Source organism: Streptomyces zaomyceticus (assembly GCF_014656215.1).
GTDB classification, from domain to species: Bacteria; Actinomycetota; Actinomycetes; order Streptomycetales; family Streptomycetaceae; genus Streptomyces; species Streptomyces zaomyceticus.
This window is the reverse complement of record NZ_BNBZ01000019.1, coordinates 33,990-48,210: the sequence shown is the minus strand read 5'-3', so window position 1 is coordinate 48,210 and position 14,221 is coordinate 33,990. Positions and strand designations below refer to the sequence as shown.

Below are 14,221 nucleotides of genomic sequence, written 5' to 3'. Positions count from 1 at the left end.
TAGCGCCGCTGTGGTGGAAAACGAACTGCAGCCGCGATCGGTGTGCCTCATCCGGTCCGACGGGGCCGAACGGCCGAACAGCCCGAACAGGCCTCACTGCCCGAACAGTTGGCCGACGCGACCGCACGACTGATCGACTCCACCATGAACCCGACCGGGCGCAGCCATTCCGCGATCGCGGGCGGCATCGCGGCGCTCGCGGGCGGCACCGCGGTTCGGGCCCGGCGACCGGGAAGGTCAGCCGCTCTGTCCTCCGGAGGTCCCCGCCGCCGAGTTCCCCTCTTCCGAAGCCCCCTCTTCCGAACCCCCCTCTTCCGGGGTCCTTCCGGGACGGCCGAAGGCGAGGTCGAGGAGCTGTCGCCAGTTCACCCGCGGAGCGGGGGCCGCGACGCCCGGGCGGTCCCGTGGCACCAGGACCCGCAGCGCGCCCGGACGCACGGTGCACACGACCGGCGTGGTCATGCGCAGTGCCTCCCCGTCCACCGCCACGGGGATCTCGTCCGCACCGGAGCCCTGCCCCGCCGAGGAGGTCACCTCGACCCGCCGCGCGGTGGTGACGGTCAGCCCGGTGGACTGCGAGCCGCGCACCGCGAGGTCCGCGGCCTCGGCCGCGCCCTCCACCCGGATCCCCAAGACACCCAGCTCGCCGTCGTGAAGACTCGGCCTGCGGCCTCCACCGCTCACCACATCGGGCGAGATGTACGGGTTGTTGCTGATCAGCAGTGCCTGCTGGGACACGAGCGGCGTGCCGTCGATGCGCGCGTCGAGCCGCCGCACGCCTTCGCCGACCAGCAGGTCCGGCATGAGGGTCAGGGCCGTGCCGGCCTTGTCGTCGCGGTACTCGGGGCGTTGGACGACGTCGGCGTAGACGCCGAAGGACACCGTGTTGACGAAGGCGCGGCCCGCGACGTCACCGAGGTCGATCCGGAGCTCCTCCCCGTCCGTCAGCGCGTCGAGGCAGCGGGCCGGGTCGGACCGGTCGAGGCCGAGGTCCATGGCGAAGTGGTTGCGGGTGCCGGCCGAGACGACGAGGAAGGGCAGGTCGTGTGCGGCGGCGACCGCCGCGACCAGGGCCTGGGTGCCGTCGCCGCCGGCGACGCCGAGCAGGTCCGCCCCCTCGGCGACCGCCTCGCGGGCCAGTTCGGCCACGTCGGCGGGGGCGTCGGGATCGAGCAGGGTCACCCGGGCGCCGAGTGCCCGCGCCCGCTCGACCAGCCCGAAGCGGCCCACCTTCCCGCCCCCCGACTTCGGGTTCATGATGAGGTACGGGCTTCGGGGCCGGGGTGCGGTGACTCCCCGCCCGACCCGTCGGGGACGGGCCTTGCGCAACGCCGACCGGGCGCAGGCCAGCGCGACACCCCAGCACAGGACCAGTACCAGAGCCGTCAGCCACAGTCCGTCGTGCACGAAGAGCACCACGACGCCGACCGGCGCGGCGATCGCGAGGAGCGCCCCCAGAAAGCGGACGGCGCCCCGGTGGGCCACGAACCACCAGACGCCCGCGGCACACACGACGAGTCCGAGGAATCCGGCGAGGAGGACCTCCAGGCCGCCCTCGCCGACCGCCAGGACCACCACGACCACGGACCCGATCACCGCGAGCACGGCCAGGCGCGCCAGCAGCCTCGCGGCCGCGGGTGGGCCGGTGCCCGTCGACCCCGTCCCGCCCCTGCCGTCCTGACCCATCCCGTGTCCGCCTCTCGCCCCGCACGCGCCCGACCGGCGCCCGCTCCGCGCCCTCGACGTGCCCGCTCCTTGCCCGCTCCGTGCCACCAGCCTTCCCACTCGCGGACCGGCGGGCATCCCTGGCGGGCCGTGCGGGTGAGCGGCGCTCCCCCGCGACCGGCAGGTGGGCGCCGTCAGCCGCGTCGCCGGGCGTCCGAGGCGTAGGTCTCCAGATACGCGGTCACGACGCGGCGGGACTCGTCGACCGTGGCGTCGTCGCCGTCCGGCGAGCGGCGGAACGCGACGTCGAAGAGCCGGTTGCCGATCTCGAAGGCGAGCTCCATGGCCAGGAGCGGTACGTCGGCGGGGATGAGGCCGCGCTCCACGAGGAGGCGCCAGAGACGCTCGGCCTGCGCCTTGTCGAACGCGCGGACCAGTTCGACGAGCGGCTCCCTGCGCCCCTTGAACCACAGCGCGGTGCAGCCGGGGTGCCGGCGGAAGTAGGCGAGCGACGGGTTGATGACGGCGTCGGCCGTGTCGCTGAGCGTCTGCGGCCCGGTGGCCTCCAGCTCGGCGCCGATGAGGACGTCGAGCTCGGCCATATGGCGTTGCAGCAGTTCGGCGTCGACCTGATGCCGGTCGGAGAAGTAGTGGTAGACGGAGGCGACGGGAATGCCGGCCCGTTCTCCGATCGCCTTGAGCGTGGCGGCCTCGTAGCCCCGCTCGGCGAGCAGTGCCTCGGCGGAGTCGAGGATGGCCCGCCTGCGCTCCACGCCCCGGCGCTGCACCACGGCCGGGCGAGCGGGAGACCGCGTTGTCGATTCTTTCTCGAACACGAATCGAGATCGTATCAGCGACAGTCCTGGGCACGGCATGAGCAAACCGCTCGGGGCGGCCACGCGCCGCGTCTCCGGAGAGCCACGGTCGACCGGCCTCCGCCCCCTCCGGCTTTTGGAGAGTGCGGGCAGGATCCGCCGACCCTTCTCATGGACTTCGTCAGCAGCAGCGGCCGTGCCCCCTGTCGTAGCCTGGCGCGTGCAGCTGGTTCGCCCCGTCCGCCAGGCGGGATGCGTCGTAAGAGGGAACCCGGTGGGAATCCGGGACTGCCCCGCAGCGGTGAGCGGGAACGACCGCCGTCATACGCACTGGGTCCGGGAAGGGTCTGGGAAGCGACGGCCAGTAGGTGTCCGCCGGTGGAATCCGGCGGGTGGGCCCGCGAGTCCGAAGACCTGCCCGCTGCCCGTGCGCCGGGCACCCCCGCGCGCGGACACGCCCTGCCGCGACTCGCGAAGGAGAGTTGACGTGGCCGATCGCACCGTCACCAGCCCTGCCCGTACGTCCAAGACCCCGGACGACTCCCGGGTCGTACTCGCCCACATCATGAGCGACCACGACACCAATCTGTACGGCACCATCCACGGCGGCGTGATGATGAAGCTCATCGACGACGCCGCCGCTGCCGCCGCCGGGCGGCACGCGGACGGCCCCGCCGTCACCGTCTCCGTCGACCGGATGACGTTCCTCGCCCCGGTCCGCGCCGGGGACCTGCTCAGCGTCGAGGCGGGCCTGGAGCGGGCCGGGCGGACGTCGATGACCGTCGGTGTACGGGTCACCGCCGAGCGGTGGAACCACTCCGGTCCCGCCGCCGAGGTCGCCACCGCGTTCCTCACCTTCGTCGCGATCGACGCGGACGGCTCGCCGCGTGCGGTGCCCGTGCTCGATGTGGTCGAGCCCGCGAGGTCCGGGGCGAACTGACCCGGCCCCGGAGCCGGTGGGAGCCGGGGCATGTGCCCCCCACCGGACCGGGGGTCGGAGCCGGACACCTCCTTGGCCGTCCCTTCCGAGACGGCCAAGGGGTCCGGAAAGTCCCGCCGTCCGCCCGCAGGGCGGGGCTCGCGGCGTCCGGTGCGTGCGATCGCAAGGCGGAGGGTCGCCCTCGTACCGGGCGTACTTGGACGATCCCGACAACGCGGCGAGCGCGCGTGTCAGGCGTCGCGAGCCAGGCGGGACTTTCCGGACACCCTTTAGCGGCGGCGGGTCCAGAAGCCGCCGCTGCCCGCCGGCCGTGGCTCCAACGACCAGCCGCCGGCGGCCTCGACGACCAGCAGACGCGGGCCCCGGGGAATCGAACCGGTGCCGCGTCCCCGCCCCCACTCGTTGAACGCGGGCTCCCGGTGCCCGCCGCGCCGGTGGACCGACACCGCGGAAGCCCCGCTCTTGTCCTCGTCGCCCTGGAACCGGTATTTCACGTCGATCTTCTCGCCGGTGTACGCCAGGACGTCCGGCCCGAACCCCTCCAGCGGACCGTCGAAGGAACGCAGCGTCGACACCGGGCGGAGCCTGATCATCCACTGTCCCTGGGTGTCGACGCGGATCCGGATCGGCGTGGTGCCGTCGTGGTGGAAGACACCCACTCCGCGCAGGTTCGCGATGCGACTGCGCAGGACCGGGCGCCACCGTCGCCTGCGGATGGTCAGCGTGACGACGTCCACTTCGCCGGCCCCCTTCTTCATCACGTCGACCACCAGGAAGCCGCGCGGGAGGGAGAGTTCCGGTTCGACGTCCTCCTTGCCCCTCCCCATGTACTCGACGTACGGGAACTCCGGGCCGAACTCGCCGGGGAGGGCGTTGCACCGCCCCGGGGCCACACCGAGGGGCGCGACGGAGGCGGACACCGGACCACCGGCCTTCGCGACGGCGGGTACAAGTACAGGTATCGGTGCCGGTATCGGTGCCGGCGCGGGCACGAGTGCCGGTGCCGGCGCGGGCACGGCCGGGGACGCCGGCGCCGGAACGTCCACGAAGGTCGGAGCGGGCGGTGAAGCGGCCGGGAAGGCCGCCGCCCCCGCGACCTCCTCCGTCGCGCCCGTCCCGTCCGCGAACTCCTCTTCCGCGCCCGGCCCGTCCCCCACGGAGAACCCGAAGTCCGCGGCCAGGCCCGGCAGTCCGGAGGCGTAGCCCTGCCCCACGGCGCGGAACTTCCACCCGTCGTTCCTGCGGTAGAACTCGCCCAGCAGGATGGCGGTCTCGGTGGTCGCGTCCTCGACGACGTACTGCGCGAGCTGCTCCCCGGTGGTGGCGCTCACGGCCCGCAGATACAGGTCCTCGACCTCTCCGAAGGTCCCGCCGTCGCAGGACGCCGCGACCACGATCCGGTCCACGGCCGGCTCGACACGGCCGGGGTCGATCTCCAGCCAGTCGGCGACCACCCCGCCCTCACGCTGCGCATGCCCCGTCAGCCGTACGCCGCTCCCCGCGTGTTCGGGCTGGTTGTAGAACACCAGGTCGCCCCGGCCCCTGACCCTTCCGCCCGAGTCGACGAGCAGCGCCGCCGCGTCGACCTCCGGCGCCCCCGCCCCACCGGACCGGCGCACGACGGCGACCCGCATCGGCTCGCCGCTGAGCGGAAGGTTTCCCCCCTTGATGATCTGTGTCATGCCCGCATCCTGACACCGAGGGCGACACCGCCGACAGCCCCGCCGAACGAGTGGAATCGCCGGGGGGCACGGTCGGCGGGGGGTGTCCGGGGTGGGGTGGCGGTGGTGATGTGGCCGTCCGTGACCGTGACCGTGACCCGGAAGAGGCGTCCCGATATGCGACGTACCCCCTATCGCCGATTGTTCGCCGCGACGGTACTCGTGGCGTCCGTGCTGGCGCCGATGGCGGCGACTCCCGCCACGCCCGTCCACGCCGCGACCGTCGCCCCGCACGGCGAGGACGACTGTCCGCCGGGTGGGCTGGGGCCCGAGCTGACCGCGCGGCTGGACAGGACGATCGAGGACGTCCGCAAGCAGGCGGGCATCCCCGGTGTCGTCGTCGGGCTGTGGATGCCCGGCAAGGGAGAGTACGTCCGGGCCACCGGGGTCGCCGACACCGTCACCGGCAGGCCGATGCGCACCGACGGTTACGTCCGGATCGGCAGCGAGACCAAGACCTTCACCGTCACCGCGCTGCTCAAGCTCGTCGACGACGGGCGGATCGGCCTCGACGACCCGATCTCCCGCTACGTCCGCGGTGTGCCGAAGGGCGACCGGATCACCTTGCGGCAGCTCGCCGAGATGCGCAGCGGCCTCTTCCCGTACACCTCCGACGAGGACTTCGTCCACGATCTGCTGAGCGACCCCCAGCGCTCCTTCACCCCGCGGGAGGTGCTCGCCTACGGCTTCAGGCACAGGAACACCTTCAAGCCGGGGGCGCAGTTCGAGTACTCCAACACCAACCTCGTGCTGCTCGGTCTGGTGGTCGAGAAGGTCACCGGGCAGCGTCTTCAGGACTTCGTCCGCAACCGGGTGCTCCGCCCGGCCCATCTGCGCCACACCCTGTTCCCGGAGGGCGCCGAGTTCCCCGAGCCGCACCCGCGCGGCTACACCGACCAGACGCTGGACGGCGCGGTCGCGGACGCCACGGACTGGAACCCCAGCTGGGCCTGGGCGGCCGGCGCGATGATCTCGGATCTGCACGACCTGCGCCGCTGGGCCAGGGTCGTCGCCACCGGTGAGCTGCTCAGTCCCGAGACGCAGGCCCAGCGGCTCAGGACGCTGCCGACCGGCCACCCCGGAACCAGCTACGGCCTCGGGATCTTCGAGACCAACGGATGGATCGGGCACAACGGCTCCATCCCGGGCTACGAGACCGTGACGGTCTACCTGCCCTCGCAGAAGGCCACCCTGGTCCTCATGATCAACACGGACTCGGAGGTCGGCGGCCAGGAGCCGTCCACGCTGCTCGCCCGCGCGATCACCGCGATCGCCACCCCGGGCAACGTCTACGACGGCGCGACCGCCCCGCAGTAGGCCACCGCGCCGAGGAACCGCCGCCCCCGCATGCACCGCGGCGCGGGTATCCCTCCTCAGGGATCCCCCCTCGGGTATCCCTCCTCGGGGGCCTCTTCGCAGGGGCCTCTTCGCAGGGGCCTCTTCGCAGGGGCCTCTTCGCAGCGGCGCTCACCGCCCCGCGGAGAGGTCCCTCGCCGCGTAGTACGCCCTCAGCGCCGCCTCGCTGCCCGAGCCCAGCGCCGTCATGATCCGCTGGAAGCGGGCGGCGCGCAGGTCGCCGGCGACGATGACCCGCGGATGCTGATCGCCCGGCGGGCAGTAACCGTCCGCTCCCCGGACGAGGTCGCCGGGTGGGGCGGTGGGCGCGTTCCCGATGCTCAGGTACGCGGCGTCCGCCGTGACCGTACGCCGCCCGCCGTCGCCGCTCAGGATGTCCGCCGTCGCCCGCCCGGAGACCGACACGGACAGGGTCAGACGCTCGGTCGGCAGGAGCGTGACGCGGGGGTCGTCGCGGATCTCCTCGATCTTGTACGCGTCCGACTCCGGGTACGCCACCAACAGGCGGGTGTCGGTGTCCGGTCGGGCGCGGAGGAAGGTGCCGATCGGGCGGTCGCCGCCGAGGACGAGGAGCGTGCGTGCTTCGGCGTCTCGCGAAGTGGCCCGCCAGAGCGGGGGCAGCGGCCGGGTGTCGGGGGCGGTGATCCAGCCGACGTCGTGGGGCTGGAGGGGGCCGACGCCGGTGGCGACGACGACGTGGGGGGCCGTGAGGCGTGCACCGGTGTCCAGGGTGACGGCGACGTGCTCGTCATGGACGTGAACTCCGCCGACCTCCCGGCCCAGTTCGAGCCGGCAGAGGTCGGTGCTCCTGAGTTCGGCGGTGACGGCGTCGGCGAGCGCGGGTCCGTCGGTCCATCCGCCGAGGACGTTGTTCAGGGCCGGGATGCGGTAGAGGTTGCGGCACAGGGCGTCCGGCTCGATCAGGATCGTCCGCATGCCCACGCCGGCCGCGGTGCGGGCGGCCGCGCAGCCGGCCGGCCCTCCGCCGATGACGATCAGATCGGCGTCGTGGACAGGATCTTCGGCGGAGCCGGAGACGGAGGCGGAGGCGCGGGCGAAGGCGTCGGCGGGTGTACGGGTGGGGGCAACGGCCCGGTCGGGGCGGGCGGTGGGCTGAGCCGTGCGGGGCGGTGTGTCGGCCATGGGGCCATTCCAGCAGCGCGCACCGTCCGGGTGCGTACCGGGCACGGAGAGAGCCCCGCCGCCAACTCCCGCCGCCCTCCCACCACAACGGCCGGACCCGGGCGCTCTCCTCCCTCGCGATACGGTGCTGCGATGTCTTCGTCGGTCGAAACCGGATCCGTGTCGTCCCCCGTCACCGCGGACGACGTACACCTCGCCGTGCGGCTCGCCGTGGACGTCCTCCGGGACGCACCCGCGGAGGGGTGGGGCGGCAGGGCCGGTTCGTTGGAGTGGGACTGCTGGGAGACCGCCGAGCACCTCGCCAACGACCTGCTCTACTACGCCGTGCAGTTGGGGCCGCAGGTGCCACCGCTGGACACCCATGTGCCGATCGCGTTGAACCGGAAGCGACCGGACGCACCCCCGGTCTTCCTCTTCGCGGACCGTGCCGCGGGTCCGGCCGGTCTGCTGCAGGTGCTGGAGGCCTGCGGTGCGCTGCTGGTCGCGATGGTGCGCACCACGCCGCCCGCGGTCCGCGCCCACCACGCCGCCGGGGTGGCGGACCCCGAGGGCTTCGCGGCGCTGGGGGTGCAGGAGACGCTGGTCCACACGCACGATCTGGCGGAAGGCCTCGGGCTCGCGTGGACCCCGCCCTCCGCTCTCTGCTCGCGGGTGCTCGCCCGTCTGTTTCCGCAGGCTCCGGGCGGCACGGATCCCTGGCTCACCCTGTTGTGGGCCACCGGCCGCGCCGAACTGCCGGGACGCCCTCGCCTCGGCAGGTGGCGCTCGGACAGCACGCCGCGGTCATAGGGGCGGATCCGGGGCGGATCGGCTTGAGCGCGTCCTCACGCCGGATTCAGGGCGGGGGTGGCGCGAGAGGGGCGACGGCGACGGCCGAAACAGTAAGGGCGAGAAGGTGCAGTCACCTCTCGCCACTTACAACTTATAGCGCACAGGGGGGCTTGCGGCAAGGCCCCCGTCGTACCGCAGAATCCTCACCTCAGCCAGGACCTGCAGAAAAGAGACTCACCCCGTGCGTGTGCCTTCGTCGGTGGACCAGTCGCGCGATGCCAGTGCGTTCGACCTTCCCGACCGTCTTTCCCCCAAGGCCGACCCGGCGCTGATCGCCGGTGACGAGCGGCACTTCGCGGCCGTCGCGAAGACCCTCGAAGAGACGGTCGCCGAGCTGTCCGACCGTCTGGACGCCACACGCAGGGCGCCCGGCGGTGCCGGGCGGGAGGCGATGGACCGGGACGCGGAGATCCACCGGCTGACCGGGCGGCTGCGCACCCTGCGCCGCTTCGGCCTGGACCTGTGCCTCGGGCACATCGTCGGCACGGACGGCGCGGAGCCGGTGTACATCGGACGCCTCGGCCTCACCGACAGCACGGGGCACCGTCTCCTCGTGGACTGGCGCTCCCCGGCCGCGGAGCCGTTCTTCGCGGCGACCCACGCCGCACCGATGGGGCTCGCGAGCCGCCGCAGGTACCGCTGGAGCGGCGGCCGGGTCAGCGACTACTGGGACGAGGTGTTCACGGCCGACGGGCTCGAGGAACACGCGGCGCTCGACGACCAGTCCGCGTTCATCGCCGGGCTGGGCAGCAGCCGGTCGCCGAGGATGCGCGACGTCCTCGCCACCATCCAGGCCGATCAGGACGCCATCATCCGGGCGGGCTCCCGCGGCACCCTGGTCGTCGACGGCGGACCGGGCACGGGCAAGACCGTGGTCGCTCTGCACCGCTCCGCGCATCTGCTCTACGCGGACCCGCGACTCGGGCACCGCCGTGGCGGTGTGCTGTTCGTCGGTCCGCACCAGCCCTACCTGGCGTACGTGGCCGATGTCCTCCCCAGTCTCGGCGAGGAGGGCGTGCAGACCTGCACCGTGCGGGACCTCGTCGAGGAGGGGGCCCGGGCGACGGTCGAGCGCGACCCCGAGGTGGCGCTCCTGAAGTCCTCGGTGGACATGGTGCGGGCGATCGAGGCCGCCGTCCGCTTCTACGAGGAGCCGCCCGCCCGGGGGATGACGGTCTCCACGGACTGGGCCGACATCCCGCTGAGCGCCGACGACTGGGCCGAGGCCTTCGACGCACCGGAGGCCGGTACTCCGCACAACGAGGCGCGGGAGCAGATCTGGGACGAGCTGGGCTCGATCCTCCTGGGGAAGCTCGACGGCGAGGTGCCGGAGGAGCAGTTCCGGAGGGCGCTGCGGCAGGACGAGGAGCTGGCGGGCGCCCTGCACGGCGCGTGGCCGATGCTCGAAGCGGCCGACCTCGTCGGTGATCTGTGGTCGGTCCCCGCGTATCTGCGCAAGTGCGCTCCCCGGCTCGGCCGTGAGGACGTGCAGAAGCTCCAGCGCGCGGACGCGCAGGCCTGGACGGTCTCCGACCTGCCGCTCCTGGACGCGGCACGGCAGCGGCTCGGCGATCCCGAGTCGGCCCGGCGCAGGCGTCGGCAGCAGGCCACCCTCGCCGCCGAACGCGCGCGGATGGCCGATGTCATCGCGGATGTGCTCGCGGCGGACGTCGACGGCGAGGGCGCGGTCACGATGCTGCGCGGCCAGGACCTCAAGGAGAGTCTGGTCGACGAGGCCGTGCTGTCCGGCACCGAACCGGACCTCCTCGCCGGGCCGTTCGCGCACATCGTCGTGGACGAGGCGCAGGAGCTGACGGACGCGGAGTGGCAGATGCTGCTCCTGCGCTGCCCGTCCCGGAGCTTCACCGTCGTGGGTGACCGCGCCCAGGCCAGGAACGGCTTCACGGAGTCGTGGCGGGAACGCCTGGAGCGGGTCGGGCTCGACCGGCTCACCGTGGCGTCCCTGAGCATCAACTACCGGACGCCGGAGGAGGTCATGGCGGAGGCCGAGCCGGCCATCCGGGCCGCACTGCCGGACGCCAACGTGCCGACGTCGGTGCGGAGCAGCGGCATCCCGGTGACGCGCGGCCCGGTGGCGGAACTGGACGGGATCCTCGACGACTGGCTCGACGCCCATGCGGACGGGACGGTCTGTGTCATCGGCGCTCCCCGCTTCCGGCCGAGGCCGCGGGTCCGGTCGCTGACGCCGTCCCTGTCGAAGGGGCTGGAGTTCGACCTGGTGGTCCTGGTCGACCCGGAGCGGTTCGGCGAGGGCATCGGGGGAGCGGTCGACCGCTATGTGGCGATGACCCGTGCGACCAAGCAGCTCGTCGTCCTGACGAGTTCCTGAGGGAGGGCGGGCCGGGTGGGCGGGCCGGGCCGGGTGGGTGGGAGGGCTCGGGCCCCGTCCGGACTCCGGCCGAGTCGGGGACCCGGCGCCCCGCCGGGGACCCTGCGCCCGTTCGGCTGCCGGGTCTCCCTCTCCCGGCTCAGTGGGGCGAACCGGTGGCACACGTGGGCGTGCCACAAACGTTCCAGCGATGAGATGACGTATCGATAGGTTTATGACTCAGACACGCGAACACGCCGCCGCTCCCGTTGTCGACGACCAGGTCGTTCCCGGCGGGGAGTGCCCCGAGGTCGCGTCGCTTGTCGCGCCGTACCTGCGCATCATCCGTTCCGCGCTGCCCACCGTAGAGGCGGAACGATTCTTCGCACGGGCTCTGGAGGCGCACGAGGAGGAGCGGCGCCGGGCCGGGTCGCTCCAGCTCGGCTTCAGCGCCTACCTCTGGGACGGACTCGGCGAGAGCTGGGGCGGCACCCTGGCACACACCTCCGCCTGGGAGGCCATGCAGGCGATCCGCCACCTCGTCCGCAAGGCACCCCGCGCGGACCTCGCCGCCTATCTGCGCCTCGGACACCGCCTCGTCCGGGAGCTCGGCGCCGGAACCCAGGTCCGGGACCCGATGCCGGTGGGCGCCTGATCCGCTCCCGACGGGGCGCCCGGTCTCGCGCGAGCGGACCGGGCGGTCCGCTCAGCCCGCCGGCTGCCGCGTCCAGGTGTCCGGGCCCGGGTCGCCGCCCTCGGCACGGGTCGCGAGGCGGTCGACGTAGTGCTGCCAGCTCTCGGCGTGCGCCTCGCAGGACTCCGGGGTGGGCAGACCGCTGTGGATCAGGTGCAGGACGGTGCCCTCCGAGGTGGGCGCCAGGGTGATCTCGATCGTGCTGGAGCCCGGCGGCACGGGCACGGGGCCGGACTCCCAGCCCCAGCTGAAGACGATCCGCCGGGGCGGGTCGACGGTGATGAAACGGCCGGCGGCGATGTCCTCCCCGGTGACGCGGGTGCGGTACGAGCCGCCCGGCTCGAAGGAGAACGTGCCGTCGGCGCCCATCCACGACAGCCACTTCTCCGGGTCGTCGAGGAAGCCGAAGACGGTCTCGGGCCGGGCACCGATGCGCCGTTCCAGGGTGACGGTGTCCATGGGGGTTTCGGGGATCGTCATCAGGGCTTCTCGCTTCGTTCGGCCTCTTCGGCGAGCCGGACCGAGCCCTCCCCGGTTCCACCGGCGGAACCGCTTCGTCCGCTCTGTGCGCAGCGTAACCAGACCGGCGTCACGCAGCACCTCGAGGGCCCGCGCCCCGGCGGGCGAGGACCGGTGACCCTGGGGCATCGAACCGGAGGATGAGAACCACGCACTCGTAGAAAGCTCACAATCGCCGACTGCATCGTGGGATTCGCCTTGCACGCACGGTTCTCCGCCCCGGCTGTCGGGTATCACTGGGCGCAGTCGCCGTACCGGCCGTCAGAAGGGGATTCCGATGAGTCGACCCAGCGCTCCGCCCGTCACCCGCACTGCTGCGTTCACACTCTGGGGGGAGGTGGCCGAGCCGGCCCGGCTGACCGTCGCCGATCTGCGGACGGGCTGGGAGCAGCACCGGGTGGAGGTCGTCTTCGACTGCGCCACCGCCGGGCCGCAGCAGCACACCTTCGAGGGCGCGCTCCTGCGCGAGGTGCTCGGCCGTGTCCGCCCGGACTTCGAACCCACCCGGCGCAAGGAGCGTTCGCGCTTCCTGCTCGCCGTGAGCGGGGGCGACGGCCACCACACCGTGCTGTCGTGGGCGGAGATCGACGCGGACTTCGGCAACGCCCCCGTCCTCCTCGCGACCCGTATGGACGACATGGACCTCGAAGGGGCCGGCACGCAGCTCGTCGTCCCCTCCGACCGCTGCGGCGCCCGGTACGTCAGCGCCGTGACCGGCATCTGGATCGGCGGCTGCCCGGCTCCCGCCCCGCTGCCGGTCTGAGTCCGCCGGTCCGGCCGCGCCGGGGTCCCGGCCGCGGCCCCGGGCACGGACGCGCGTAGCGTGAGACGCGTCGGCTCCGTCGTCTCTCACCACTGGAGATCCGCTGTGTCCCACGCCGCCCCGACCCGTACCGCCGTCGTCGAGTCCCTCATGGAACGCTTCCCCGGAATCCCTCCGGAGGCCGTGTTCAAGGAGGACCTGCTGCGCGGAGGGGTCGCCTTCGACCCGTCCGCACTGAGCGGCAACGAGGGGGGCGAGGTGAAGCCCAAGTCGTACTTCATCTTCTCCTTCGACCATCGCACGCTGCCGGAGCTCGGGGAGGCCGCGCTGAACCGGCCGCCGGAGGAGATCGTGCTCACCGGCGGGCCGTACGGGCTGCGCCGCACGGTGGTGTCGGTGCGGGTCAACCCGTCGTCCCCGTACCGGGTGGCGCCGGACGGGGAGGGGGCGCTCGCGCTCTTCCTCGACGGGGTCAGGATCGCCGACGTCGGCCTGCCGCCGATGCCGGAGTACTACCGGCACCCGCTGGCGAACGGCAAGTCGGTGATGGAGGTCGCGCCGACCATCCAGTGGGGCTACCTGATCTATCTGACGGTCTTCCGGGTCTGCCAGTACTTCGGCGCCAAGGAGGAGTGCCAGTACTGCGACATCAACCACAACTGGCGCCAGCACAAGGCGGCGGGCCGCCCGTACACCGGGGTGAAGCCGGTCGACGAGGTCCTGGAGGCGCTGGAGATCATCGACCGCCACGACACCGCCCGCACCTCGACCGCGTACACCCTCACGGGCGGGGCGGTCACGTCCCAGGTCGGCGGGAAGGACGAGGCCGACTTCTACGGGCAGTACGCGCGGGCGATCGAGGAGCGCTTCCCCGGCCGCTGGATCGGCAAGGTCGTCGCCCAGGCCCTGCCGAAGGAGGACGTGCGGAGGTTCCACGACTACGGCATCCGGATCTACCACCCCAACTACGAGGTGTGGGACCGCCGGCTGTTCGAGCTGTACTGCCCCGGCAAGGAGCGCTACATCGGCCGGGACGAGTGGCACCGCCGGATCCTGGACTCGGCCGAGGTCTTCGGGCCGCGCAATGTCATCCCGAACTTCGTCGCCGGTGTCGAGATGGCCCGCCCCTCCGGCTTCCTGACCGTGGACGAGGCGATCGCCTCCACCCGGGAGGGGCTGCGCTTCTTCATGTCGCGGGGGATCACGCCCCGGTTCACCACCTGGTGCCCGGAGCCGACGACCCCGCTGGGCCGGGAGAACCCTGACGGGGCACCGCTCGAGTACCACCTGCGGCTGCTCGAGGCGTACACGGCGACGCTGGAGGAGTACGGCCTGACGGCGCCGCCCGGGTACGGGCCCGCGGGCCCCGGGCGCGCGGTGTTCTCGGTGAGTTCGTTCATGGACGCGCTGCCGCCGGCTCCGGGCGAGTGACGGACGGCTGACCG

The 14,221-nt window shown here is 72.8% G+C and carries 12 protein-coding genes and 1 riboswitch; of the genes, 7 read left to right on the top strand and 5 right to left on the bottom strand.

Annotated elements, in window-relative coordinates; genetic code table 11:
• Positions 1-237: 237 nt before the first annotated feature.
• Positions 238-1,686, bottom strand: a complete 1,449-nt coding sequence (locus IE311_RS23495; protein ID WP_189833759.1) for a diacylglycerol/lipid kinase family protein — start codon at positions 1,684-1,686, stop codon at positions 238-240.
• 173 nt (positions 1,687-1,859) lie between these two features.
• Entirely contained in the window at positions 1,860-2,501 is a 642-nt protein-coding gene (locus IE311_RS23490; protein ID WP_229902102.1) for a TetR/AcrR family transcriptional regulator, read from the bottom strand.
• 189 nt (positions 2,502-2,690) lie between these two features.
• A riboswitch (cobalamin riboswitch) is annotated at positions 2,691-2,916 on the top strand.
• A gap of 129 nt (positions 2,917-3,045) precedes the next feature.
• Here IE311_RS23490 and IE311_RS23485 point away from each other — a divergent pair.
• Complete coding sequence (locus IE311_RS23485; RefSeq protein ID WP_189833855.1) at positions 3,046-3,420, top strand: acyl-CoA thioesterase; 375 nt, start codon at positions 3,046-3,048, stop codon at positions 3,418-3,420.
• A 269-nt stretch (positions 3,421-3,689) separates the two neighbouring features.
• Here the strand turns inward: IE311_RS23485 and IE311_RS23480 are convergent, their stop codons facing one another.
• Entirely contained in the window at positions 3,690-5,102 is a 1,413-nt protein-coding gene (locus tag IE311_RS23480; RefSeq protein ID WP_189833757.1) for a TerD family protein, read from the bottom strand.
• Between the two features lie 156 nt (positions 5,103-5,258).
• Here IE311_RS23480 and IE311_RS23475 point away from each other — a divergent pair, with 156 nt between their 5' ends.
• Positions 5,259-6,458: a serine hydrolase domain-containing protein gene (locus IE311_RS23475; protein ID WP_189833756.1), complete on the top strand. Its 1,200-nt coding sequence runs from the start codon at positions 5,259-5,261 to the stop codon at positions 6,456-6,458.
• A 150-nt stretch (positions 6,459-6,608) separates the two neighbouring features.
• On the opposite strand, the gene IE311_RS23470 is transcribed toward IE311_RS23475, so the two are convergent.
• Positions 6,609-7,640: an FAD-dependent oxidoreductase gene (locus tag IE311_RS23470; RefSeq protein WP_189833755.1), complete on the bottom strand. Its 1,032-nt coding sequence runs from the start codon at positions 7,638-7,640 to the stop codon at positions 6,609-6,611.
• 132 nt (positions 7,641-7,772) lie between these two features.
• Between IE311_RS23470 and IE311_RS23465 the strand changes: the two genes are divergently transcribed.
• The 3 genes from IE311_RS23465 (at position 7,773) to IE311_RS23455 (ending at position 11,455) form a co-directional block, all read left to right on the top strand.
• Entirely contained in the window at positions 7,773-8,429 is a 657-nt protein-coding gene (locus IE311_RS23465) for a hypothetical protein (RefSeq protein WP_189833754.1), read from the top strand.
• Positions 8,430-8,652: 223 nt separating this feature from the next.
• On the top strand, positions 8,653-10,821 hold the full coding sequence (gene helR / locus IE311_RS23460) for an RNA polymerase recycling motor ATPase HelR (RefSeq protein ID WP_189833753.1): 2,169 nt from the start codon (positions 8,653-8,655) through the stop codon (positions 10,819-10,821).
• A 214-nt stretch (positions 10,822-11,035) separates the two neighbouring features.
• Positions 11,036-11,455, top strand: coding sequence for a hypothetical protein (locus tag IE311_RS23455; RefSeq protein ID WP_189833752.1), 420 nt, complete (start codon positions 11,036-11,038; stop codon positions 11,453-11,455).
• A 51-nt stretch (positions 11,456-11,506) separates the two neighbouring features.
• On the opposite strand, the gene IE311_RS23450 is transcribed toward IE311_RS23455, so the two are convergent.
• Positions 11,507-11,974 (bottom strand): SRPBCC family protein, encoded by a 468-nt coding sequence (locus IE311_RS23450; RefSeq protein ID WP_229902101.1) that lies wholly within the window; start codon positions 11,972-11,974, stop codon positions 11,507-11,509.
• 316 nt (positions 11,975-12,290) lie between these two features.
• Here IE311_RS23450 and IE311_RS23445 point away from each other — a divergent pair, with 316 nt between their 5' ends.
• Entirely contained in the window at positions 12,291-12,776 is a 486-nt protein-coding gene (locus IE311_RS23445; RefSeq protein ID WP_189833751.1) for a molybdopterin-dependent oxidoreductase, read from the top strand.
• A gap of 150 nt (positions 12,777-12,926) precedes the next feature.
• On the top strand, positions 12,927-14,207 hold the full coding sequence (locus IE311_RS23440) for a radical SAM protein (protein ID WP_189833853.1): 1,281 nt from the start codon (positions 12,927-12,929) through the stop codon (positions 14,205-14,207).
• Positions 14,208-14,221: the final 14 nt, after the last annotated feature.

Bases quoted from the DNA above. Each gene is read 5' to 3' on its own strand.
- IE311_RS23495 (WP_189833759.1), bottom strand. From the start codon at position 1,686: ATGGGTCAGGACGGCAGGGGCGGGACGGGGTCGACGGGCACCGGCCCA.
- IE311_RS23485 (WP_189833855.1), top strand. From the start codon at position 3,046: ATGAGCGACCACGACACCAATCTGTACGGCACCATCCACGGCGGCGTG.
- IE311_RS23480 (WP_189833757.1), bottom strand. From the start codon at position 5,102: ATGACACAGATCATCAAGGGGGGAAACCTTCCGCTCAGCGGCGAGCCG.
- IE311_RS23475 (WP_189833756.1), top strand. From the start codon at position 5,259: ATGCGACGTACCCCCTATCGCCGATTGTTCGCCGCGACGGTACTCGTG.
- IE311_RS23470 (WP_189833755.1), bottom strand. From the start codon at position 7,640: ATGGCCGACACACCGCCCCGCACGGCTCAGCCCACCGCCCGCCCCGAC.
- IE311_RS23465 (WP_189833754.1), top strand. From the start codon at position 7,773: ATGTCTTCGTCGGTCGAAACCGGATCCGTGTCGTCCCCCGTCACCGCG.
- IE311_RS23455 (WP_189833752.1), top strand. From the start codon at position 11,036: ATGACTCAGACACGCGAACACGCCGCCGCTCCCGTTGTCGACGACCAG.
- IE311_RS23450 (WP_229902101.1), bottom strand. From the start codon at position 11,974: ATGACGATCCCCGAAACCCCCATGGACACCGTCACCCTGGAACGGCGC.
- IE311_RS23445 (WP_189833751.1), top strand. From the start codon at position 12,291: ATGAGTCGACCCAGCGCTCCGCCCGTCACCCGCACTGCTGCGTTCACA.
- IE311_RS23440 (WP_189833853.1), top strand. From the start codon at position 12,927: ATGGAACGCTTCCCCGGAATCCCTCCGGAGGCCGTGTTCAAGGAGGAC.